The 22,262-nt window shown below is 62.6% G+C and carries 22 protein-coding genes; 12 read left to right on the top strand and 10 right to left on the bottom strand.

Going from position 1 to position 22,262, the window contains the following annotated elements; translation table 11 throughout:
* Window positions 1-14: 14 nt before the first annotated feature.
* Genes MTP16_RS04260 through pheS form a run of 3 tightly spaced genes read right to left on the bottom strand, consistent with a single transcriptional unit; the run spans window position 15 to window position 3,028 of the window.
* Window positions 15-1,160, bottom strand: a complete 1,146-nt coding sequence (locus MTP16_RS04260) for an acyltransferase family protein (RefSeq protein WP_243516217.1) — start codon at window positions 1,158-1,160, stop codon at window positions 15-17.
* A gap of 57 nt (window positions 1,161-1,217) precedes the next feature.
* Window positions 1,218-1,916 (bottom strand): hypothetical protein, encoded by a 699-nt coding sequence (locus MTP16_RS04255; RefSeq protein WP_243516216.1) that lies wholly within the window; start codon window positions 1,914-1,916, stop codon window positions 1,218-1,220.
* Between the two features lie 26 nt (window positions 1,917-1,942).
* Entirely contained in the window at window positions 1,943-3,028 is a 1,086-nt protein-coding gene (gene pheS, locus MTP16_RS04250; protein WP_380287137.1) for a phenylalanine--tRNA ligase subunit alpha, read from the bottom strand.
* Between the two features lie 133 nt (window positions 3,029-3,161).
* Between pheS and MTP16_RS04245 the strand changes: the two genes are divergently transcribed.
* The 4 genes from MTP16_RS04245 (at window position 3,162) to MTP16_RS04230 (ending at window position 5,536) form a co-directional block, all read left to right on the top strand.
* A complete protein-coding gene (locus MTP16_RS04245) occupies window positions 3,162-3,794 on the top strand; it encodes a hypothetical protein (protein WP_243516214.1) in 633 nt (210 codons plus the stop codon).
* 258 nt (window positions 3,795-4,052) lie between these two features.
* Window positions 4,053-4,430, top strand: coding sequence for a hypothetical protein (locus tag MTP16_RS04240; protein ID WP_243516213.1), 378 nt, complete (start codon window positions 4,053-4,055; stop codon window positions 4,428-4,430).
* A 168-nt stretch (window positions 4,431-4,598) separates the two neighbouring features.
* Window positions 4,599-5,006 carry a hypothetical protein gene (locus MTP16_RS04235; protein ID WP_243516211.1) on the top strand — a complete coding sequence of 136 codons (408 nt, stop codon included), beginning with the start codon at window positions 4,599-4,601 and terminating at the stop codon, window positions 5,004-5,006.
* A gap of 155 nt (window positions 5,007-5,161) precedes the next feature.
* A complete protein-coding gene (locus MTP16_RS04230) occupies window positions 5,162-5,536 on the top strand; it encodes a hypothetical protein (RefSeq protein WP_243516209.1) in 375 nt (124 codons plus the stop codon).
* Between the two features lie 81 nt (window positions 5,537-5,617).
* Here MTP16_RS04230 and MTP16_RS04225 read toward each other — a convergent pair whose 3' ends face one another.
* A complete protein-coding gene (locus MTP16_RS04225) occupies window positions 5,618-6,880 on the bottom strand; it encodes a M16 family metallopeptidase (protein WP_243516207.1) in 1,263 nt (420 codons plus the stop codon).
* Between the two features lie 124 nt (window positions 6,881-7,004).
* A complete protein-coding gene (locus MTP16_RS04220) occupies window positions 7,005-8,450 on the bottom strand; it encodes a hypothetical protein (protein ID WP_243516206.1) in 1,446 nt (481 codons plus the stop codon).
* 393 nt (window positions 8,451-8,843) lie between these two features.
* Between MTP16_RS04220 and MTP16_RS04215 the strand changes: the two genes are divergently transcribed.
* From MTP16_RS04215 to ytxJ, 4 genes are all read left to right on the top strand, one after another.
* The gene (locus MTP16_RS04215; protein ID WP_243516204.1) at window positions 8,844-10,823 is read left to right on the top strand and encodes an alpha-ketoacid dehydrogenase subunit alpha/beta; all 1,980 of its coding nucleotides are present in this window, start codon (window positions 8,844-8,846) and stop codon (window positions 10,821-10,823) included.
* Window positions 10,824-10,903: 80 nt separating this feature from the next.
* On the top strand, window positions 10,904-11,440 hold the full coding sequence (locus MTP16_RS04210; protein ID WP_243516202.1) for a hypothetical protein: 537 nt from the start codon (window positions 10,904-10,906) through the stop codon (window positions 11,438-11,440).
* A gap of 13 nt (window positions 11,441-11,453) precedes the next feature.
* Window positions 11,454-11,798: a hypothetical protein gene (locus MTP16_RS04205; RefSeq protein ID WP_243516200.1), complete on the top strand. Its 345-nt coding sequence runs from the start codon at window positions 11,454-11,456 to the stop codon at window positions 11,796-11,798.
* 113 nt (window positions 11,799-11,911) lie between these two features.
* On the top strand, window positions 11,912-12,253 hold the full coding sequence (gene ytxJ, locus MTP16_RS04200) for a bacillithiol system redox-active protein YtxJ (RefSeq protein ID WP_243516198.1): 342 nt from the start codon (window positions 11,912-11,914) through the stop codon (window positions 12,251-12,253).
* Window positions 12,254-12,374: 121 nt separating this feature from the next.
* Here the strand turns inward: ytxJ and MTP16_RS04195 are convergent, their stop codons facing one another.
* Window positions 12,375-12,782, bottom strand: a complete 408-nt coding sequence (locus MTP16_RS04195; protein ID WP_243516196.1) for an OsmC family protein — start codon at window positions 12,780-12,782, stop codon at window positions 12,375-12,377.
* Window positions 12,783-12,888: 106 nt separating this feature from the next.
* Here MTP16_RS04195 and MTP16_RS04190 point away from each other — a divergent pair, with 106 nt between their 5' ends.
* Together MTP16_RS04190 and lipA are read left to right on the top strand one after the other, a co-directional pair.
* Entirely contained in the window at window positions 12,889-13,770 is an 882-nt protein-coding gene (locus tag MTP16_RS04190) for a hypothetical protein (protein ID WP_243516195.1), read from the top strand.
* 185 nt (window positions 13,771-13,955) lie between these two features.
* Entirely contained in the window at window positions 13,956-14,849 is an 894-nt protein-coding gene (gene lipA, locus MTP16_RS04185) for a lipoyl synthase (RefSeq protein WP_196285701.1), read from the top strand.
* A gap of 36 nt (window positions 14,850-14,885) precedes the next feature.
* Here the strand turns inward: lipA and MTP16_RS04180 are convergent, their stop codons facing one another.
* Together MTP16_RS04180 and MTP16_RS04175 are read right to left on the bottom strand one after the other, a co-directional pair.
* Window positions 14,886-15,101, bottom strand: a complete 216-nt coding sequence (locus tag MTP16_RS04180; RefSeq protein WP_243516193.1) for a hypothetical protein — start codon at window positions 15,099-15,101, stop codon at window positions 14,886-14,888.
* 536 nt (window positions 15,102-15,637) lie between these two features.
* Window positions 15,638-16,237 carry a DUF4136 domain-containing protein gene (locus tag MTP16_RS04175; protein ID WP_243516191.1) on the bottom strand — a complete coding sequence of 200 codons (600 nt, stop codon included), beginning with the start codon at window positions 16,235-16,237 and terminating at the stop codon, window positions 15,638-15,640.
* A 229-nt stretch (window positions 16,238-16,466) separates the two neighbouring features.
* On the opposite strand from MTP16_RS04175, the gene MTP16_RS04170 reads away from it, so the two are divergent.
* A complete protein-coding gene (locus MTP16_RS04170; protein WP_243516190.1) occupies window positions 16,467-16,775 on the top strand; it encodes an SH3 domain-containing protein in 309 nt (102 codons plus the stop codon).
* Window positions 16,776-16,988: 213 nt separating this feature from the next.
* Here MTP16_RS04170 and gcvP read toward each other — a convergent pair whose 3' ends face one another.
* Window positions 16,989-19,907 (bottom strand): aminomethyl-transferring glycine dehydrogenase, encoded by a 2,919-nt coding sequence (gene gcvP, locus MTP16_RS04165; RefSeq protein WP_243516188.1) that lies wholly within the window; start codon window positions 19,905-19,907, stop codon window positions 16,989-16,991.
* 236 nt (window positions 19,908-20,143) lie between these two features.
* Here gcvP and MTP16_RS04160 point away from each other — a divergent pair, with 236 nt between their 5' ends.
* Entirely contained in the window at window positions 20,144-21,367 is a 1,224-nt protein-coding gene (locus tag MTP16_RS04160) for an NAD(P)-dependent oxidoreductase (RefSeq protein WP_243516185.1), read from the top strand.
* Here the strand turns inward: MTP16_RS04160 and MTP16_RS04155 are convergent.
* Window positions 21,364-22,194, bottom strand: a complete 831-nt coding sequence (locus MTP16_RS04155) for a DUF1206 domain-containing protein (RefSeq protein WP_243516183.1) — start codon at window positions 22,192-22,194, stop codon at window positions 21,364-21,366. The two genes, MTP16_RS04160 and MTP16_RS04155, sit on opposite strands and share 4 nt — an antisense overlap.
* Between the last annotated feature and the right edge of the window lie 68 nt (window positions 22,195-22,262).

Below are 22,262 nucleotides of genomic sequence, written 5' to 3'. Positions count from 1 at the left end.
GCCGAACCCCAAAATTACGACGTAGCCAGTCCCCGACCACCAGTGAGCACCGCATAAATACCGGGTGCCACCGCGCGCAGCAGCGCACCAAGGCCCACACTCACAGCCACTACCAGCAAAGGCAGGAGCAGGTAAGTAAGCAAATGGATATGTGGCACGGCTCGTCCATAGCGCAACGCCAGTTCGGTAGCATAGTTCACTAAGGGCACGTGCAACACGTAAATCATAAACGAAAAGCCCGTCAGCCACTGAAACCAGTTGCGGTCCATGCACCAGCGCACCAGCCCGTTGAGCCCAAACCAAGCCACCAGCATCCCGCTGATTTCGCCTACCTTGTGCAACGCCAGCATGGAAAGGGCCAGCGGCAGCGAAAACGGTGGCCCCACCTGGAACGCCAGCCAAGTTTTGAGGAGGCACGCGCCCAGCCACAGCCCCGCCAGCAACCCCGGCCGCAACCAGCCGGGTGGCGCCAGCACGTCTTTGCCGCGCAACGCCAACCACGCGCCCAACCCAAAAAACAGCGGCCCTTCGTCCCCAATTAAGGGCACCGGTACCATAAAAAACCACAGCAGCCCCGCCACGCTGAAGTAGATGGCGGGCTTGCGCAAAACGGCCACCCGCAGCCACGGATATACCAAGTTGAGCCCCAGCAGGCTGCGCAAAAACCACAGCTGAAACGGCGCGGGCTCCACCAGCCAGCGCTGTACCAGCTCACCGGCCGTAAGCTGGCTGAGCAATTGCCGGGGCCAGAACGGGCTGATTTCGGCATCAAGCACCGCCTGTTTGGCGACGGGGAACTGCTCCAGCGCCCACAGCGCCGCCAGCCATATTAAGCTCCAAAGCAAATAGGGGAGGCCCAGGGTGCGCAAGCGCCGCCGCACGCGTTGGCCGTGCGGCTCGGCGCCCTCGCGCCAGGCAAACAAGTAGCCCGAAATGGCAAACAGAATGGGAATGCGAAACCGCAGCAGCCCGTTGGCCAGCAAGTATTGCAGCCAGGTGCCCGGCCCCAGCGCCTCCTGCACCGGCGTGAAGGGCTGCAGGTAGCGTGGGTGCAGGTTATAGGCGTGCACGTACACCAGCAGCACCATGGCCATCAGCGACCAAAAGCGCAGCTTCTGGCTCAAGAAAGGGTCGAGGCGGGCGGGGGTAGCGGCTTGCATAAATTGCTGAACACGAGGAGGGCTCCGCAAAGTAAGCTGACCACCGTTAGGCCCGGCCTATTTCTCGGCGGGCGGATTTTCTGCCTGATAGGCAATGAGCGCCTGCATCAACGCCAGTCCGCCCGCTATGACCGGGCTGGCCAGCGGGTCGTTAAACAGTGTATTGAACGGTCCTTCGCCAAAGTACAGGCCGCCGGCTGTAAGGGAATTGACGCGAACATGGCCCGTAGGCGGGGCCGCACGCCGAGCTTCTTGCGACGGCCCGATAACGTTGACTACGGTCTGGCCCGCCGCCAACAGGTTTTGGATTGGAGCGTCGGCCAAATCGTTGCCCATCTCCCACACCACGCCCGCGCCGCTGTGGTTGTAATAACGGGCCGTTAAATCTGCGTAAGCCACCACCAAATCCAGCCCTTCGGGCAACGACACCTCTACCACCACGCCCAGCACCCGGCGGGCCTCATCCGAAGACGGTGCCACCCCCAGCGTGCGCAGAAAATGCCACGCCTGCAGGTAATGGCGCGACTCCAGCCCCGGCGTGTCCAGTACCTGCTGCAAGGCCGCAATAGCCGCCGCGGCGTCGCCGCTCCGGTAAGCATCCTGGGCGGCTGCAAATAGTGACCAGGGCGGCTCCTGGCGGTGCGGGGCATCCGGCCGCGGCCATTCCAGCACCGGCACGTCGCCAAACAATACCTCGCGGACGGCCGGCGAAACCGGCCCGGCCGGCTTCCTATTGAAAAATGACAAGAAGCCCATGCTGGCCGGCTGAGGAGGAAGGATGGTTACAGCGCCTCGAACTGGCGCAGGAAGCGCATATCGTTTTCCGTGAACAGGCGCAGGTCCTTAATCTGATACTTGAGCATGGCAATGCGCTCGATGCCCATGCCCCAAGCATAGCCGGAGTATTTCTCGGGGTCGATACCCGCGTTTTCAAGCACGGCGGGGTCCACCATGCCGCAGCCCCCAATTTCCACCCAGCCCGAGTACTTGCAGATGTTGCAGCCCGCGCCTTTGCAAATCAGGCAAGTGATGTCGATTTCAGCGCTGGGCTCGGTGAAGGGGAAGAAGCTGGGGCGGAAACGGATGTTGATGTCGGCCCCGAACAGCTCCTGCACGAAGTAATACACCGTCTGCTTGAGGTCGGCGAAGCTCACGCCCTCGTCAATGAAAATGCCTTCTACCTGGTGGAACATCATGTGCGCCCGGGCCGAAATGGCCTCGTTGCGAAATACGCGGCCTGGCATCACGCGCCGAATGGGCAGCGGCTCGTTTTCCATCACGCGCACCTGTACGGTGCTGGTGTGGGTTCTTAGAAGGTGAGGTAGTGGATTGGTGGACTGGTGGGTTGAATCGTTTTCAGCCGCTGCATCCACCAATCCACCAGCCCGCGACTCCACAAAGAACGTGTCCTGCATGTCCCGCGCCGGGTGGTTTTCGGGGAAGTTGAGGGCGGTGAAGTTGTGCCAATCGTCTTCAATTTCAGGGCCTTCGGCCACGGCGAAGCCGATGCGGGCGAACACGCGCAGCATCTCCTCGCGCACCAGGCTCAGGGGGTGGCGGGTGCCGAGGGCGTTGGGCACGGGCGGCAGGGTGTAGTCGAAGTCGGGGTTGGCAGGGGCGTTGTCGGCGGCGGCTTCGGCGGCCTGCTGGGCCTCGTCGAAACGGGCCTGGGCCTGCTGCTTCAGGGCGTTGAGCTGCTGGCCCACGGCGCGCTTCTCTTCGTTGGGCACGGTCTTGAGCTGGTCGAACAAATCGGCCAGCCGGCCCTTGCGGCCGAGGTAGCTGATGCGAAAAGCATCGAGGGCGGCGGGATTATTCAGTTCGGCCTTCGTAATTTCGGCCGTAAGAGCGGCAATGGATTCCTGCATCATAGGCCGCAAAGTTACGGCAAGGGCCCGGCCCTTGCCGAACGATTCACCAACACATTCAGTTACCGCAATTCCTGATTCATCTTCCTTCATCTCTCTTAAAGTGTTAACCATGAAACGTGCGCTATTTTTCTTGCTTATTCTCGGAGGTGTAGCGACTTCCGCCTCGGCCCAAGCCGGCTGGGACACCGGCGGCTGGGGTGATGCCCCCAAAAAAGCTCCCGCCAAGAAAACCACAACGAAAACTAACGCCGCCACCAGCACCAAGGCCACGGCCAGCGGCGGTGCTACTCCGGCCGCAGCTCCCGCCGCACCCGAAGCTGCTCCGTCGCTGGAAGCCGCTGCCGCTGCTGCCCCCGCCGCCGATAAAGGCTTTGGCGGAGGCGGGGCTGCTGCCTCTAACAGCGCCAGCGTGGGCGGCATTTCGGTGGCCCCCGGCGCGCCCGTGATGATGCGCGGCGGCCGCCACGTGATGGAAGACGATGCCATTGCCGCCCGCGAGCGTCGCCTCAACCGCAAGCCGCGCCGCGAAAAGCCCTGGCCGCCCCGCCCCGTAGACGCCGCGCCGGCCGCCGCGCCCGCGCCGGCTGCTGCCGCTGCCCCCGCTACTCCTGAGCCCGCCGCGGCTCCCGCGGCCGATGCCATGGCCGGCACAGCAGCTACCGCCGCCAAAGGCGGTGCCACTGCCGACAAAGCCAAAACCCCCGCGAAAGCACCCGTGAAAGCGGCTCCCAAGAAAAAAGCCCCCGAGCCCCTGGGCTGGTAAGCCAGCCCGGCCCGCACCGGCATTTATATCATTCGGCCCGGTTGCTTCACCTTTTGGGTGGGGCGGCCGGGCCGTTTGGCGTTGGATGGTGGCACCAAGGCCAGGGGCGAACGGGTACAAAACTTTCGTGCACGCATGTACCGGGCGGTGAGGTTTCGCGTATGCCCAACGCCACCGTAGCATGCGGAAGCCGTCTGCTTCTTCGCGCTGCTGCAGGGCACCAAGCTGCTTTTTCTTTCACCCCTCACCACCCCGTTCATGCTTCGCTCTCTGCTTTCCGTCCTGCTCGCGCTAGCTTTTGTCGTCGAAGCGGCGGCCCAGTCGGCCCCCGCTACCAAAACTACCAAGGCGACAGCCACAAAAACCACCCGAACGTCCGCCACCCGCAACACCACCATGAAGCCGGCCGCCGGTTCGGCGTCGGCCTCTAAATCGGCCAGCTCCGGCGGCCGCAACGACATTGGCCCCGGTGGCAACGGCGCCGTGGGTTCCACCGAAGCCGCTGATGGCAAGGGGCAGAGCATTTACGCCGCCCCCGGCATGCCCGTGAATGTCGACAACCCCAAGAACGTGCAGGGCTACAACGGCCCCGCGCCCACGCGCACCAAAAGCCGCACCACGCTCACGCCGCGATAAAACTGCGGTGTTGGTCGGGACATTGGCCCGGCTGGTCTGCGTTTGCGGGCCGGCCGGGCTTTTTTGATGGTCGAAAATCAGCAGTTGAAAAAGTTGGCACGCGTTTGGAATATGTCCTCTCAGCTACGGTAATCAACTTTTTCAACTCCACATTCATTCTTTTCAGCCATGCTTCGTTCCTTCCTCACCCTCGCCCTGTCGATGTTCCTGCTGGCTGAAGCTAGCGCCCAAACCGCTCCGGTGAAGGCCACCAAGAAAACCACCAAAGCTGCTAAGGTAGCCGCCCGCCAAGCCAAAAAGGCCCGCCGCGTGGCCGTAAAATCGGCCCCCGCCGCGCCCCTGAACGACGGCTGGCCGCCCATCGAAAACAACACCCAAACGGCCGTGGCTTCCAACGACGGCTGGGGCACCACGGATGTGCTGCCCGCTACCACTTCGCGCGGCGAAATCGACAACCAGAACATTTCGGCCGCCCCCGGCATGCCCGTGCACGTGCGCACCAGCAACGGCCTGACCCCCTACAGCGTGCGTCCGGCCCGCAAGTCCGCCGCCACCCAAACCACGCTCGGCAACTAACTGCTGCCTGCTCCGCTTTATTTTTGCATCGGCTTCCATTTCATGGCACCATCCGCCCCCGGCAGTTGTGCGTATGAATGGAAGCCGATTCGCTTTCGCCCGGTGCCAACCGGCCTGTTGGCAATCAATTCGTCTCATCTTTTTTCGTCAGCCATATGTTCCGCTACCTTTTCGCTTCGCTGTTCCTGCTCGCCGTTGCTGCCACCAATGCCTCGGCGCAGTCGCGCAGCAAAAAACTCACCCCTTACTCCACGCGCGGCCCGCGCAAGGTGAAAACGACCGTCAAAATCAACCCCCACACCGGCAAGCCCTACGGTGCTGGCGTGCCCGAGGACATCCGCAACGGCTCGATGTACCTGGCCCCCGCTACGCCCATGCGCCGGCAGGTGGGCTACACCGCCAACGGCGGTTACAACGACAACCGCACCCCGCGCCCCCGCTACGCTAAGCCCGCTAACAGCTCCCTGAGCCGCGACAGCAACCTGCCGGTGGCGCCCGGCAAAACCAAGGTGAAAGCCAAGAAAAAATAGGCACCGGGAAAATCTAAAAAGGTCCTGTTGAGCTTGCTCAACAGGACCTTTTTGTGTCTTAAGCGCGTCAACGCGTTGATGTTATTCCGCCTCTGCCAGCGCTTCTTGCGGCACGGCTTCGTAGTAGAGGGTGCTGCAGTTTTCGGGGCGCAGCACTTCCTGCGCGGCGGCGCGCACGCTGGCCACGGTCACGGCCTGAATGCGGCGGCTTTCCTCGTTCACCAAGTTGGCGTCGCCCTGTAGCTTGCTGTAGGCCAGGTTCAGGGCACGGTTCAGCAGGTCGATTTCGCCGAAAACCAGGCTGCTTTCGGCCTGGTTTTTTACTTTTTCGAGTTCCTGCGGGTCCACGTCGGCGGCCAGAAATTCGGCCACCACGGCTTCCACGGCGGCGTCGGCTTCTTTGAGGTCGACGCCCGCGTTCAGCTTGCCGCTGATGACGAGCAGGCCGGGGTCGAGCGAGCCGGTGAGCGAAGCCGAAATGTTATTAAACAAGGCCTGCTCCTTCACGAGGCGCTGGTGCAAGCGGGCCGACTTGCCGTGGCCGAGCATGTCGCTCAGCAAATCCACGGAGTGGTAGCGGGCGTCGCCGCGGGCGGGCATGTGGTAGGCTTTGTAAAGTGCCGACAGCGGTACCGGGGCCTGGGCGGTGTGGTGGCGGGCTGCGGTTTGGGCGGGCTCCTGGGGCAGGTGGCGCTGGTAGGCCGGCCCGCCCGGAATGGGGCCGAACCACTTTTCGGCCAGGCGGCGCACCTCGGCTGCGCTGGCGGCGCCAGCCACCACCAGAATGGCGTTCTGGGGCGCGTAGTGCTTCTGGAAGAAGCCGCGCACGTCGTCCATTACCGCGTTTTCGATGTGCGAAATCTCCTTGCCAATGGTGTTCCACTGGTAGGGGTGGGTGTGGTAGGCCAGGGGCTTGAGCTGCAGCCACACGTCGCCGTAGGGCTGGTTGAGGTAGCTCTGCTTAAACTCTTCCACCACCACTTTGCGCTGCACTTCGAGGCCATTTTCCGAGAAAGCCAGGTTCAGCATCCGGTCGGATTCCAGCCAGAAGCCGGTTTCGAGGTTGGCGGCGGGCAGCGAAAGGTAGTAGTTGGTGATGTCGCTGGAAGTGAAGGCGTTGTTTTCGCCACCCACACGCTGCAGGGGCTCGTCATAGCTTGGGATGTTCACCGAGCCCGAAAACATGAGGTGTTCAAACAGATGGGCAAAGCCGGTGTGGCCGGGGTCCTCATCGCGCGAGCCCACGTCGTACATCACGTTGAGCACGGCCATGGGCGTGGAAAAATCTTCGTGGACGATGCAGCGCAGGCCGTTGTCGAGGGTGAATTCCTGGAAATGAATCATAACTAACGTAAAGAACAAAGGGCAAACTACGGAGGGGTTCGTTGGGTTCGGCCCCAAAGCCAGCCAATTTTAAAACAAAGAAGTACGCGTTTTTGCAACCGCCTGTGGGCAAGCACCTTGCCTCTTACTGGCCCTGCTGGTAATACAGCTTGCCGCCTTTATTGATGTTCCAGTATTCGAAAAGCTGGGCGTTGAGCTCGGAGTCCTGGGCCTGGGGCAGCGGCTCCCACGACATCAGGGTGCAGTCGGCACTTAGCCGGACCACGGGCTCGGTGGCTTGTTCCAAACGGGCCAGGTTTGCCCGCTCGCAGGCGTTCGAGACATTGGGCAGGTGCCGGTCGGCGTAGAGGTAGATGAGGGAGAATGCTACCACAGCCCCCCGGTACCACCGCCGGGGCCTAGCCGGGAGGTGTTGCAGCAAAATGTACGTAGAAAGGCCATATGCCAGCACCATCCCCAGGATGAGGGGCAGAACGGAGTCGCGACGAACAATCAGCTCCCGGTACTCGCGGTATCCGCCCAGGGGCAATAGCAGCAGGAAAATCAGGGCGAATATTCCCAGCCACCGCAGCAGGCGCAGGGCCCGCTGGCTGCCGGGCGCCTGGGGCAGCAGCCGGCGCAGGAGCTGGGCATTGGCCAGCACAGCCAGCGTGAGCAGCGGCATGCCCAGCTTGCGGTACTGCCACAAGATGCCCGCCGGGATGCGCGTGTACCGCTCCCACAAGGGAAGGGAATGGTTTAGACTCTCGCGCTCGAAGAGCCCCAGGTAGATGGAATACAGGCACAACAGGCCAAAAATGCCCAGCAGCACCAGCGGCCGCCTGGGCAGGGACTGTAGTGCGGCCAGCCCTTGTTTGAGCCCCAGGCGGGCACCCACCCGCCATAGCTGCGCCGCCCAGTGCAGCGCGATGCAGACAAAAAGCACGCCCATGGCGGCCGTTACAATCACGCCATTGAACGCCAGCACCACCATAAGGCCCACCAGTGCCATGCTCGCCAGCCCGCCCGACGGCATTGGCTGGCCCTGGAAGGCGGCCCGGTAGAAGGGCAGCAGCAACAGCAGCAGCAAGGCCATGGGGAAGGCGTAGAAAAACGTGTAGGTAATGCACTGGTCGATGATGCCCATCTGGTCGTTGTAGCCCGCCATCTGAAACAGCGGCACCACCAGCGCTACCGCCAGCCACCAGCGCCCACCCAGCCGGTAGCTCCCGCTGATGTACACGCCCAGCACGTAGAGCAACAGGCTCTGCACCAGCACTGCAAACAGGGCGCAGGCCGCGTACACACTGCTAATGGGACTAATGAACCGCTGCAGCGCCAAGGGCACCGATTTAAACCACACGACCATGGCGGCGTGCGCAAAAAAGCGGTTTGGGGCCACATATATCTCGTGGCGGGTGAGGGCAGCCCAACCAAAAGGGTCGCCCAGCACCTGCCGGCAGTCGGCCGCCGGCAGCACAATGGGGCTCAGGTCACCGTCGAGGGGCAATTGGTAGCTCTGCACAAACGTGTAGCCCAAATCCAACAGGACGAACAAAGCCAGGATAAAGGAGAGAGCGTGTTTCTTCATTTAAGAATGAGGCTTCGGCGAAAGGTTTCTCCTGTGAGCAGGAGAGCCCTTCGGCAACGGCCTGGGTGGGAATTGGCGCGGGCCTAAAATACAGGCAGAAAATGGGTGCCGAAGATAAAGGCTGGGCTCTGGGCCAGGCTGCGGCCGGTTCGCAAAGGCGTTGGGTGCGCCCGCTGGGCCATGCTGCTCTCATTTCTTAGCGTTTCGGAGCGCCTCAGGCGGGCGGCATACTGACGCATTGCCCCCGGCGAATGCGCCGACAGCACAACGGCTGCCTGGGGTTGCTTTTCCATTTTCACGTCCGTGAGCAGAATCTTGGGCCAGAGTAGCCGGGGCGGTGTCGACCTGCGGCAGGCCCGCTACCTTTGCCGCTCCCAACCCACCCCTCTTTTTATGACCTTCGACCGCCAAGACCTTTCCAACGAAACCCTGCTGCACCTCTATCAGCACTTGCTGCGCCCGCGGCTGATTGAGGAAAAAATGCTGATTCTGCTACGCCAGGGCAAGGTGAGCAAGTGGTTTTCGGGCATTGGGCAGGAAGCCATTTCGGTGGGCAGCACCCTGGCCCTGGAGGCCGACGAATACATTCTGCCGCTGCACCGCAACCTGGGCGTGTTCACGGGCCGCGAGGTGCCGCTGGGCCGCCTGTTTGCGCAGTGGCAGGGCAAACGCACCGGCTACACCAAGGGCCGCGACCGCAGCTTCCACTTCGGCACCAACGAGCACCACATCGTGGGCATGATTTCGCACCTCGGCCCGCAGCTGGCTGTGGCCGGCGGCATCGCCCTGGCCGATTTGCTCGACAAAAAGCCGAAGGTGACCCTGACCTACAGTGGCGACGGCGGTGCCTCCGAGGGCGACTTCCACGAGGCCCTGAACGTGGCCGCCGTATGGCAGCTGCCCGTCATTTTCATGATTGAAAACAACGGCTACGGCCTCAGCACGCCCTCCAACGAGCAGTTCCGCTTCAAGTCGTTCGTGGACAAAGGCCCCGCCTACGGCATGGAAGCCGTGCAGGTGGATGGGAACAACGTGCTCGAAGTGTACACCACCGTGAAGCGCCTGGCCGAGGACCTGCGCGAAAACCCGCGCCCGGTGTTGGTGGAGGCCCTCACCTTCCGCATGCGCGGCCACGAGGAAGCCAGCGGCACCAAGTACGTGCCCCAGAGCCTGATGGAAGAATGGGCCGCCAAAGACCCGGTGGAAAACTACGAAAAGTGGCTGCTGGCCGAAGGCATCCTCACCGAAACCGCCCGCCACAGCATCCGCGAAACCATCAAGGCCGCCATTGAGGCCGGCCTGCAGGAAGCCGACGCCGTGCCCATGCCCACGGCCGACATCGCCGAGGAAATTGCGGACATGTACCAGCCCTTCGAAGCGCCCGTGACGGACGCGCCCGCGGGCAGCGCTGCGCCCGAAAAGCGCTTTATCGACGCCATTTCCGAAGGGATGAAGCAGAGCATGGAGCGCTACCCCGACCTCGTGCTCATGGGCCAGGACATTGCCGACTACGGCGGGGTGTTCAAAATCACCGAAGGCTTTGTGGCCGCGTTTGGCAAGGCGCGGGTGCGGAATACGCCCTTGTGCGAGTCGGCCATTGTGGGCATTGGGCTGGGGCTGAGCATCAAGAAAAAGAAAAGCATGGTCGAAATGCAGTTCGCCGATTTCGTGACCTGCGGCTTCAACCAGATTGTGAACAACCTGGCCAAGAGCCACTACCGCTGGGGCCAGAACGCCGACGTGGTTATCCGGATGCCCACCGGCGCGGGCTCGGCCGCCGGCCCGTTTCACTCGCAGAGCAACGAGGCGTGGTTCACGCACGTGCCCGGCCTGAAGGTGGTGTATCCCAGCAACCCGCACGACGCCAAGGGCCTGCTCTGCGCTGCCTTTGAAGACCCCAACCCGGTGCTGTATTTCGAGCACAAGATGCTCTACCGCAGCATGAGCGGACCCGTGCCCGCCGCCTACTACACCACGCCCATCGGCCAGGCCGCGCTGGCCGCCGAGGGCAATGAGCTGAGCATCATCACCTACGGCATGGGCGTGCGCTGGGCCCTCGACGTGTGCCAGGACCTGGGCGTGTCGGCTGACATTCTGGACCTACGCACCCTACTGCCCTGGGACCAGGAAGCCGTGCGCCGCACCGTGCTCAAAAACGGCCGCGTCCTTATCCTGCACGAAGACACCATGACGGGCGGCATCGGCGGCGAAATTGCGGCCTGGATAGGAGAGAACTGCTTCGAGCACCTCGACGCGCCCGTACGCCGCGTGGCCTCGCTCGATACGGCCATTCCGTTTGCGCCGCCGCTGGAGGCCGCTTTCCTGCCCCAGCAGCGCCTGCGCGAGCAGGTGCAGGCCCTGCGCAACTACTAGGCGGCGCGGGGTTGGCGCGGTTTTCGCGCGGCCAGGCCGTACCTTTCTTTTGCTTTCTTCCTGAATTTGTCCGTTTTACGGTGCTGACACGTATACCTTCCGTTGTTCTTTGGTACTTGCTGGGCGCGTGGCTGCTGAGCAGCTGCTCGCTCTATCACAAGGTGTTCCATCCGTACCGGCTGCCTACGCCCAAGCCTTCGCCCGAATACATCGCCCAGCAGAAGGCCAAAAAGGAGAAAGAGAAAGGCTTGCTGGCCTTTAGCCACGCCAAAAAGAAAGAAAAGTCGGTGGAAGGCGGGCCCGATGTGGAAGCTGCCACCGATGTGTCGACGCCCAGCGGGGGCACGGTCACGGCCCCGTCGCAAGCCCCGGCGGCCCGCACCCTGCCCGAAAAATCAACTGTGCGCTACGACAAAAAAGGGCTGATGAAAAAGCCCAAGCTCAAGCGCCGCAAGGTGAACAAGCAGCACAAACCGTTCCGTCCCTGGCAATCCATCCGTGACTTCTTCAAATATGGCCTCCACAAGAAACCCGATTACGAGCACGGTGCTTCTCCCAAAGCGCCCAAGGAAGAATCAGCGCCCGATGCAGCGCCTGCTGGCGGCGATAAGCCGTAGCGCCCTATCGGCTTTGCTGCTGCTAGCCTTGGGCAGCGGGGTAGCGCACGCCCAAATTGTGAAGGAAAACCCGGCCAAGGTGAAGGCCGCCAACCGCCGCGCCCTGCGCGAGGCCAAGCGCACCGACTCGCCTTACAAAGACAGCCACCTCGACGTGACGGCTGACCAGCTCAAGCGCGGCAAAAGCACGCAGCCCCAGCCCGACATTGCCCGCGGTGTGAACTACGGAAAAGGCACCGCGCCCAACGTGAAGCCCGCCGGCCTGCTGGGCCTGCGCCGCGACAAAACCACCACCCTGGTGCGCAAAGAGCAGCGCCAGCGCCGCAAGCTGGCCGCCCGCAACGACGATAAAAAATGACCGCCCGCGCGGGAATCAACTAGCTTAAAAACTGTTGTAGTATTCCGGCGTCCATTTGGCGCCCCGCGGCGTGTCGGACCGTTCGCTTTATTCGCTCCTAACTACGATTTCCTATGTCGACTCCCTGGCTTCCCCTCACCCAACCCGAACAGCTCACCGACCTGGCCCGGGCCTCGCACGAGCAGCCGGTGCTTATTTTCAAGCACAGCACTACCTGCTCCATCAGCGCGGCGGCCAAGAGCAAGATTGAGCGCCAGTGGGCCGATAGCGGCCTCGACCTGCCCATTTATTACCTCGATTTGCTGCGCTTCCGCCCCCTTTCGGCCCAAATTGCCGAGCAGTTTGGCGTGCGCCACGAGTCGCCCCAGCTGCTGCTCATCCAGGACGGCGAGTGCACCTACGACGCCTCGCACATGGGCATCCGCCTGAGCGACGTGCAAAGTGTGGTGAAGTAGGCAATTATTGAAAAGTTGTCATCCTGAGCGCAGCGAAGGACCTTCTCACGTCAGAACAAGTCGTTGGAACGTGAACAGGTCCTTCGCTGCGCTCAGGATGACAGCCGATTCTACCTTTCCCTTACCGATACTCAAACACCACGTTCTGCACCAAGTCGGGATGCAGGCTCAGGGCCACCGGGCAGGTGTGGGCGGCAAGCTCCAGCACGGTGCGGGCGTTGGCATCCAGTGCGGCCGGCAGCCTCAGCGTCACGTCGATTTGCGCAATGCGGCGCGGGGCTTCCGTGCTCATGTGCTTGGTGACGTCGAAGCTGCTGCCGGTCAGGTCCCAGGCGTGGCGCTCGGCCACAATGCCCATCGTCGTGATGATGCAGGCCCCGAGGGCGGTGCTCACCAGGTCGGTGGGCGAAAAGGCTTCGCCCCGGCCGTGGTTATCCACCGGCGCATCGGTTTGAATGGTGGTGCCGGACGCGACGTGCGTGGCTTCGGTGCGGAGGTTGCCGGCATAGCGGGCGGTGGCGGTGTTCATCAAGTCAGCGAGTTACCTTTACCAAGTAGTTTCTTCTTTCGCTAAATTACGTATCAAGTCCTGCGCCGCGCCGGTGGCGGCCATTGAGGCTCTTTTTCGGTTGATTATGCTTCGTTCCCTTCCCCGTATTCTTGGCCTGCTGGCGGCCGTTGGCCTGGCCGCAACTGCCCAGGCGCAGGACAGGCCCGCGCGCCCGGCCGCTCCGGCGCCCCGTTCCTCGGCTCCGGCGTCCGAAGCGCCGGCCCAGGCGCCCGTGCGCTCCGCGCCGGTGCCCGACGCGCCGTCCGATGAGCAGTCGTACAGCAAAGAGTTTGTTTACGGCATCAATTTCAACACCCAGGGTGGCCTGATTGGCGGCGCGTCCATCCGCTCTACCCGCGTGCTCGACGACCGCCTGCTGCGCTTCTGGAGCCTGGAGGGCGTGATGCTGAAAAACGCCAAAGAAGAGCGCATCAACACCGCCGTGGGCGGCAGCTACATCGACCGCAAAACCAACTACGGGTTTGTGCTGCGCCCCTCGTTTGGCATGCAGCGCATCCTCTTCCGCAAAGCCGCCGATGCCGGCGTGCAGGTGAACGGCTTGCTGAGCGTGGGGCCGTCCATCGGCCTGCTCATGCCCTACTACATTTCCTACGACCGCACGTTTGCCCGCACGCAGGTGCCCAACCTGTCTACCGACGAAATCGTGAACGAGCAGTACGACCCGCTCAAGCACACGTTTTTGCCAGCCATTCTCGACCACGGTCCCCTCTTCAGCGGCATCAGCGATACCAAGGTGGTGCCGGGCTTCCACGTGCGCGGCGGCCTCAGCTTTGAGTACGGCCGCTACCGCGACGCCGTGACCGGCCTGGAAGTGGGCGTGCTGGTCGAAGCCTTCACCAAGCGCATGGTCATCCTCAGCCCCTACGCTGGTCCCGAAAACCAGGCCGTGAACCGCCAGTTCTTTCCCTCGGTGTACCTGACGCTGTATTTCGGCCACCGGAGCTAAACCGGCAGCAGTATTTCCTCTGAATGAAGCATTAAGGGGCACCACCCCGCTTGGCACGAACGGCTGCGCAAACGCGCAGCCGTTCGTGCTTATTTTTGTGTAGCCGTTTGGTTGAAACGTTTTGGCTGCGAATTGCTTTTGCATAGGGTTGACGCGCTCCGTCAGCTGCTAACTGATATCCGAAGATGATAGACTTGCCCGTTATCCAGCCCGAAACGGCTGCCCCCGCCCGCCCCCGCAAGCCCGACTGGCTGCGCGTGAAGCTGCCCGTGGGCGAAGAATACGCCGCCGTGCGCCGCCTCGTCGACGAGCACAAGCTGCACACCATCTGCGAAAGCGGCAACTGCCCCAACATGGGCGAGTGCTGGGGCGCGGGCACGGCCACGTTCATGATTCTGGGCAACATCTGCACCCGCTCGTGCTCGTTTTGCGCGGTGGCCACCGGCCGCCCCACCGAGTACGACCTCGACGAGCCCCGCCGCGTGGCCGAAGCCATTGCCCTCATGAAGGTGAAGCACGCCGTCATCACCAGCGTGAACCGCGACGAGCTCAAAGACCGCGGCGCCAGCGTGTGGCGCGACACCGTGGTGCTTACCAAGCAACTCTCGCCCGGCACCACCATCGAAACCCTGATTCCGGACGTGAAAGCCAACTGGGACGCGCTGGACGTGATGATTTCGGGCGGCCAGGAGGTGATTTCGCACAACATCGAAACTGTGGGCAGCCTCTACCGCTTGGTGCGTCCGCAAGCCAAGTACGACCGCAGCCTGGAGCAAATCCGCCGCACGAAGCTGGCCGGCCACCGCACCAAATCGGGCATCATGCTAGGCCTGGGCGAGAAGCCCGACGAACTGTACCAGGCCATGGACGACCTCGTGGCCAACGGCCTCGACATCCTCACCCTGGGCCAGTACCTGCAGCCCACCAAGCGCCACCTCGACGTGGCCGAGTTCATCACCCCCGACCAGTTTGCCCACTACCGCGAAGAGGGCCTGCGCCGCGGCCTGAAGTATGTGGAAAGCGGCCCGCTGGTGCGCAGCTCCTACCACGCCGAGCGCCACGTGAACGTACCGGTGTAAGGTTATAAAGAAATGGACAGCAAGCAAAGGGCCCGGCTAGTAAGCCGGGCCCTTTGCTTGGGCGGCCCTGCGCTCATCGTCGCGCTTATAAGTAAGGTAGTAGAAATCGTCGGTGTTGACAAATATGAGCGCCACCCGGGTGCCCGCAGGTGCCAGGGCGGCGTTGCGGCGCACCGCTTGGATGAGCCGGCGGCTCTGCCGCGTCATGAAGCGGCTCCAGTGCACCACCACGGTGTAGTCCGCCGGGGGCACAGGTGGTTGGCAAGCCAGCCGTGTAAACGTGTTGCAGATGCGCTGCCAGGGATAGGGCAGAATCGCGCGGGGCCTGCTGGGCCGGCGGAAAATGCGCCATAATGCCGTCACGTTCCCATTGCAGGTTGGGGAAGCCGCCCGCATAGCAATTGATATGGAAGGACTGCTGCTGGCCTGCCGCGTTGTAGTACATAGCCTGTAAAAACTGCCAATGGTTTTTGGCTACACTGGCGTCTTGCTGGTGCATACAACGTAGCATGCGCCGAAAACCAGTGTCGAGCACCGCATTGTGGCTGCCTGGCGGGATGCCGTAGGTTTCTGCCAGCCTGGGCAAGCTGCTTGCTGCCAGCGGCTTGGGTTCACGAATACCGTAGATGCCTGTAAAAACGGCTTGGCAGCTATTTAGCAACAGACCCATCGCCAGGAAAGAAAAGTGAAAGACGCGCACGAGAATAGGTGAATTGAGTGCATAAAAAAAGCCTCTTCGAGCAGAAGAGGCTTTTTGAGAGATAAGAGGTTGCAGGCAACCCGCCTCCTTAGCGGCGGGCGTTGTTGTTCTGCGGCGGGTAGGTGCTCAGGATGCCGTTCACGATGCGGTGGGTTTCAGCCTCATCAATGGTGTTTTGGTCGACCTGGGCTTGGCCGGTGCCGCGCCACGCCAACTCTTTGCGGCGGGCGTCGATGATGTCAATCACTACAGTGCCGGCTTTGTACTGCGTCACGGGCGAGTAGCCGCGGCCATAATAGCCATAGCCATACCCGTAGGGGTAACCGAGGCCGTTATAATAGGGCGACACTTGTTGTTTGTCTTCCACGCGGGCACTATAAGCCACGTAGATGTCCGGGGCGGTGGTCACTTCAGTGAGGCCTTTGGCCGTCATCTCAGCGGCCACGGCGGCGCGCATGCGCTTGTCGAGGAAAGACTCGTAGCCTTTGGCGGGGCCGCCTTCGGCGTCTCTGGGCTGCTGTGGGTACCAGGCCCAGGTTTTGAAGGCACGGAAGTTAACGGCGTGGTCGAAGTCGTTGGTGACGCCCACGCGGGCGGCCGGCGAGCAGGCGCTGGGGCCCAGCAACAAGGCAATGGCAGCCACAGCTAAACCAACAGGGCGGGCCAGGGAACGGGTGATGCGGTTCATAAAGACGATTAGAATACGGATTAGGAGAGGCACGGAAACAAGCGCAGCGAAAGCCCATGAGCCTGTTTCGGAAGCTATTACACTAACGAAAAACTTGGGGCCGTCGTTCACATTTTAGTCGAACGAAGCCCGGGTTTGAGCGATGAATTTCCAACCGTCCCAGATTGAGATAACCGGATTTTGTCCTACCTTACCCCCGAATTCCCCTCATCCTTTTCCAGCTTCGTCAATGAAAAGTACTGCCTTGTTGGCTTTGGCCATTGCCGGCATGTTCACGGCCTGCACCTCCGCCCGCGACGAGGTCCGGCGCACCGCTCCCAACACCGTGCCGGTACCGCACAACACCATCGTGGACTGCCCCGTGTACGACGGCATGACCAAAACCTCCAACGTGCTGACGCAAACCACCGCCGGCAACACCGTACAAGTGCTCGATACCATCAACGCCTACTTCGTGCGCGTGCGTCTGGAAAAGGCAGGCTTAGTGCAAACTGGTTACATGGACCGCCGCTGCTTTGGCGTGCGGGGGGATAAGTAACAGGTATTTGTCATTGCGAGGCGCAGCCGAAGCAACCACAGGACAGCGTAGCTAATCCGTCCTGTCAACACCAGACACGCCCTTTTACCAAAAAGCCCCGGTACCGCAATGGTGCCGGGGCTTTGTCACTTTACATGGCTGGTCGCTGAGAACAGGATGGATTAGCTACGCTGACCTGCGGTTGCTTCGGCTGCGCCTCGCAATGACAGCTGATTAGTACGACGGGCCTTTATCGGTTTGCACCAGGTCCTCTTCCTTATCGGCGTATTGCTCGATGGGCGTGCAGCTGCAGATGAGGTTGCGGTCGCCGTAGGCCGAGTCGATGCGGGCCACGCTGGGCCAGAACTTGTTGGCGCGCACATAGTCCATGGGGTACACGGCCTGCTCGCGGGTGTAGGGGCGGGTCCACTCGCGGGTGAGGACGGTGGCGGCGGTGTGCGGGGCGTGCTTCAGCACGTTCTCTTTGGCATCGGCCTGGCCAGCCTCCACAGCCGCGATTTCCTTGCGAATGGAAATCATGGCGTCGCAGAAGCGGTCCAGTTCGTCTTTGCTTTCACTCTCGGTGGGCTCCACCATCAGGGTGCCGGCTACCGGGAAGCTCACGGTGGGGGCGTGGAAACCATAGTCCATCAGACGCTTGGCGATGTCTTCGACCTCAATGCCGGCCTTTTTGAACTGGCGGCATTCCAGAATCATCTCGTGGGCGCAGCGGCCGTTGCTGCCCGAGTACAGCACCGGGTAGTGGCTTTCGAGGCGGGCCTTGATGTAGTTGGCGTTCAGGATGGCGGTTTCGGTGGCGCGCTTCAGGCCGTCGCCACCCATCATCGAGATGTAGGCGTAGCTGATGGGCAGAATGCTGGCCGAACCCCACGGCGCGGCCGATACCGAGCCAGCGTCGCGGCCCTCTACCGGTACCACGGCGTGGCCGGGCAGGTAGGGCACCAAGTCTTCGACCACGCCGATGGGGCCCACGCCGGGGCCGCCGCCGCCGTGCGGGATGCAGAAGGTTTTGTGCAGGTTGAGGTGGCACACGTCGGCGCCGATGTTGGCGGGCGAAGTGAGGCCCACCTGGGCGTTCATGTTGGCGCCGTCCATGTACACGCGGCCGCCGTGCTGGTGAATGGTTTCGCAGATGTCGACGATGGTTTCCTCGTACACGCCGTGCGTGCTGGGGTAGGTCACCATGAGGCAGCTCAGGTTGGCGGCGTGCTTCTCGGCTTGCGCCTTGAGGTCGGCCACGTCGATGTTGCCGTCTTCGGTGCTCTTCACCACCACCACCTGCATGCCGGCCATCACGGCTGAAGCGGGGTTGGTGCCGTGGGCCGAAGCCGGAATCAAGGCCACGTTGCGGTGGTGGTCGCCGCGGGCATCGTGGTAGCCTTTGATGGCCAGCAGGCCGGCGTATTCGCCCTGGGCGCCGGAGTTGGGCTGCAGGCTCACGGCGGCAAAGCCGGTCACCTCGCACAGCCAGTGCTGCAGGTCCGAGAAAATCTGCTGGTAGCCCTGAGCCTGCTCGATGGGAGCGAAGGGGTGCAGGCCGCCGATTTCGGCCCAGGTCACCGGAATCATTTCGGCGGTGGCGTTGAGCTTCATGGTGCAGGAGCCCAGCGGAATCATGCTGTGCGCCAGGCTCAGGTCCTTGTTTTCGAGCTGCTTCATGTAGCGCAGCATCTCGTGCTCGGCGTGGTGCGTGTTGAAGATGGGGTGCGTGAGGTACTCGCTGGTGCGCTGCAGGCTGGCCGGCACGCGCAGCTCGTCGGCTTCCACGGCTTCGGTCAGTTGCTCGGCTTCCTGACCCAGCACTTTGGCAAACACGTCCAGAATGTCGGCCACGTCGTGCAGCTCGGTGTTCTGGTTGAGCGAAATGCCCACGCGCACCTCGTCGAAGTAGCGGAAGTTGATGCGGGCGGCTTCGGCTTCTTTCTTCAATGCCTGGGCCAGCTCGGCGCTTTCCAGGCGCAGGTTCAGGGTGTCGAAGTAGCTTTCGTTGGTCTGCTCGATGCCCAGCTTTTTCAGGCCGGCTTCGAGGGTTTGAGCCAGCACATGCGTGTTCACGGCAAACTGCTTCAGGCGCTGCGGGCCGTGGTACACGGCGTACATGCCGGCCAGCACGCTCAGCAGCACTTGGGCGGTGCAGATGTTGGAGGTAGCTTTTTCGCGGCGAATGTGCTGCTCGCGGGTTTGCAGGGCCATGCGGTAGGCCTTGTTGCCGGCCGCGTCCACGCTCTGGCCGATGAGGCGGCCGGGAATCACGCGCTTGAACTGGTCTTTGCAGGAGAAGAAACCGGCGTGCGGACCACCGTAGCCCATCGGCACGCCGAAGCGTTGCGAGTTGCCCACGCACACGTCGGCGCCCAGCTCGCCGGGCGAGGTGAGCAGCGTGAGTGCCAGCAGGTCGGCGCCCATCACCACAAACACGTTATTTTTTTGGGCCTGAACGATGAAGTCTTTGTAATCAAACACTTCGCCGTCGGCGGCCGGGTACTGCACCATGGCGCCGAAGAAGCCTTCGTTGCTCAGGTCCACCTGACGGTGGTCGCCCACCACCAGCTCAATGCCGACCGGCGTGGCGCGGGTGCGCAGCAGGTCGATGGTTTGAGGCAGCACCTGCTCCGATACGAAGTATTGGTGTGCGCCTTTTTTCTTGGTCTGGCTGTGCAGCATGTGCATGGCCTCGGCGGCGGCGGTGCCTTCGTCCAGCAGGCTGGCGTTGGCGATTTCGAGGCCGGTGAGGTCAATCACCATGGTCTGGTAATTGATGAGGGCTTCGAGGCGGCCCTGGGCAATTTCGGCCTGGTAGGGGGTGTAGGCGGTGTACCAGCCGGGGTTTTCCAGGATGTTGCGCTGGATAACGGGGGGCAGGGTGGTGTCGTGGTAGCCGAGGCCGATGTAGGACTTGAACACCTGGTTCTGGCTGGCAATCTGCTTGAACTTCGCCAAAAAAGCCCGTTCGCTGAGGGCGGCGGGCAGGTCGAGGGGTTTTTTCAGGCGGATGGCCGGCGGCACGGTTTCATTGATGAGCTGCTCGATGCTGTCCACGCCGATGGTGCGGAGCATGGCGGCCTGCTCGTCGGCGCCGGGCGCGTTGTGGCGAGCTTCGAAAACGTCAACGGACGAGAATTTCAACGACATAAAGGCGAAAAAGGGGTGGGGAGAGAGCTGATTTCCGAGATAACAAAGGTAGCCCCGAAAGGCTTCCCGCCGCAGCAGATAATTCGGACCGGGGCGGTAGGGGCGGGGCTTGCCCCCGCCCGGTCTTAAGGGCCGAAGCAACCGTTTTGTTCAGCGCCAAACAGGGGCAAGTACCGCCCCGACAGCCCAAAATTTCTAGCTTTGCCAGCCCATCCATTCTCCAGCCCACCCCGCTCATGCCCTTCACCATCGGCCTCATTCGCGAAGGCAAAACCCCGCCCGACAAACGCGTGCCCCTCACCCCCAAAAAATGTGTCGAAGCCCAGGCCACTTTTCCGGGCCTGCGCGTGGTGGCGCAAAGCAGCCCCATCCGCAGCTACGCCGACCAGGAATACCGCGACCTGGGCCTGGAGGTGCGCGACGACGTGAGCGCCTGCGACGTGCTGATGGGCGTGAAAGAAGTACCCGTCGACCAGCTCATCCCCAACAAAACCTATCTCTTTTTCTCGCACACTGTGAAGAAGCAGCCCGCCAACCGCAAGCTGCTGCAAGCCGTGTTGAAGAAGAACATCACCCTCATCGACTACGAGCTGCTCACCAATGAAAAAGGCGAGCGCATCGTGGCCTTTGGCCGCTACGCCGGCATTGTGGGCGCCTACAACGGCTTACTCACTTACGGGCGCAAGCATGGCCTCTACGACCTGAAGCCCGCCCACCAGTGCGTGGACATGGACGACATGCAGGAGGAATTTTTCAAGGTGAAGAAGCTCCCGCCCATTAAGATGGCCGTGACGGGCTCGGGCCGCGTGGCACAGGGCGCGCTGGAGGTGCTCACCCGCATGGGCATCAGGCGGGTGAGCGTGTACGACTACCTGTACCACGACTTCGCCGAGCCGGTGTACACGCAGCTGTGCAGCTCCGACTACAACCGCCGCCGCGACGGCCGGGTGTGGGACACGCCCGATTTCCACCGCAACCCGCAGGAGTACGAGTCGGCTTTTGGCTTGTTTGTGCCCGTCACTGATTTGTTGATTGCCTGCGCCTACTGGCACCCGGCAGCGCCCCGGCTATTCGAAGAAGCCGACACCCGCATGCCCGGCTTCCGCATCAACACCATTGCCGACGTGACCTGCGACGTGGACGGCTCCATTCCGACCACCAAGCGCAGCAGCACCATCGCCGACCCGGCCTTCGACTACAACCCCACCACCGGCGAGCTGGAGCCGGCCTATTCCCGGCCCGGCAACCTGACCATCATGGCCGTGGACAACCTGCCCTGCGAGTTGCCCCGCAACGCCAGCCGCGACTTCGGCCGCCAGCTCATCGACAATGTATTTCCTCACTTGGTCGGCAACGACGCGGAGGGCGTGATTGCGCGGGCCACCATTGCCCGGGGCGGCCAGCTCACGGAGCGGTATGCCTACCTGGCTGATTACGTGGCCGAACGAGCAACTACCTAAATGCCACGCAGCACCGAGTATTTGGCTTGTACCAGCATGTAGAGCCCATAAGCCGCCAGCCCGGCGGCCACCACACCCAGCACAACCGGCCCCATGGCGGCCAGCAAGTCGAAGGCTTCGTCGGTACTGCCCACGGCGCCGGCGCGGGCTTGCTGCCCCGCTTGCACCAGAAAGTAGCCGACGAGACCCAGCACCACGCCCCGGGCCGTGAAGCCGGCCTGCCCGGTGCGGTACACCAGGCGCCGCTGGCTGTCGGGCAGCGCGCTGGCGTCCACGTCGCGGTGGAAACGGCCGGAATAGGCCCGGAACCCCTGAAACAGCCCAATGCCGATAACCACCAGCCCGCCCAGCAGCAGCAGCCAGTCGCCTCCGGGCCAGCCCAATACGTGGGCGGCCAGCGTCTTGGATGCGTCGCTGCCTTTCTCGGCCCGGCCGTTCAACGCCAGGCGCCCGGCATAGAGCGCCAGGCCGCTATAGAACAAGCCGCTCACGATGTACCACAGCCGCATGCCGAGGCCGCTGGCACCAGAGCCCTTACTTTCGGTATCGCGCACGGCCTGCGTGAAGCGCCACACGATGTAGCCCACGAGCCCCACCGCAATAAAGCCGAGCAGCACACGGCCGCCGGGCAGGTCTTGCAGGCGTTGCACGGCCTCTTCCTTGTCGGCGTGGGCGCCCTGCTGCTGGCCGGCTGCCGCGAGGAGTGCCAGCACGCCCATGAGCAAATACACCACCCCAATGGCGGCAAAACCCAGCCGGGCCAGGGTTTTGATGCCCGCAGCCGGGGAGGTAGGGACAGCGGACAAGAGAGTATCGGCAGCGGACATAATTTGGAGGGAAAGGCGAACTCCTTACACGGATGCAAAGACCTAAAGTTGACCTGACGGAAATAGCG

It is taken from the genome of Hymenobacter monticola (genome assembly GCF_022811645.1).
Classification (GTDB): domain Bacteria; phylum Bacteroidota; class Bacteroidia; order Cytophagales; family Hymenobacteraceae; genus Hymenobacter; species Hymenobacter monticola.
Note: the sequence above shows the minus strand (reverse complement) of the source record. Positions and strands in the feature narration are given on the sequence as shown.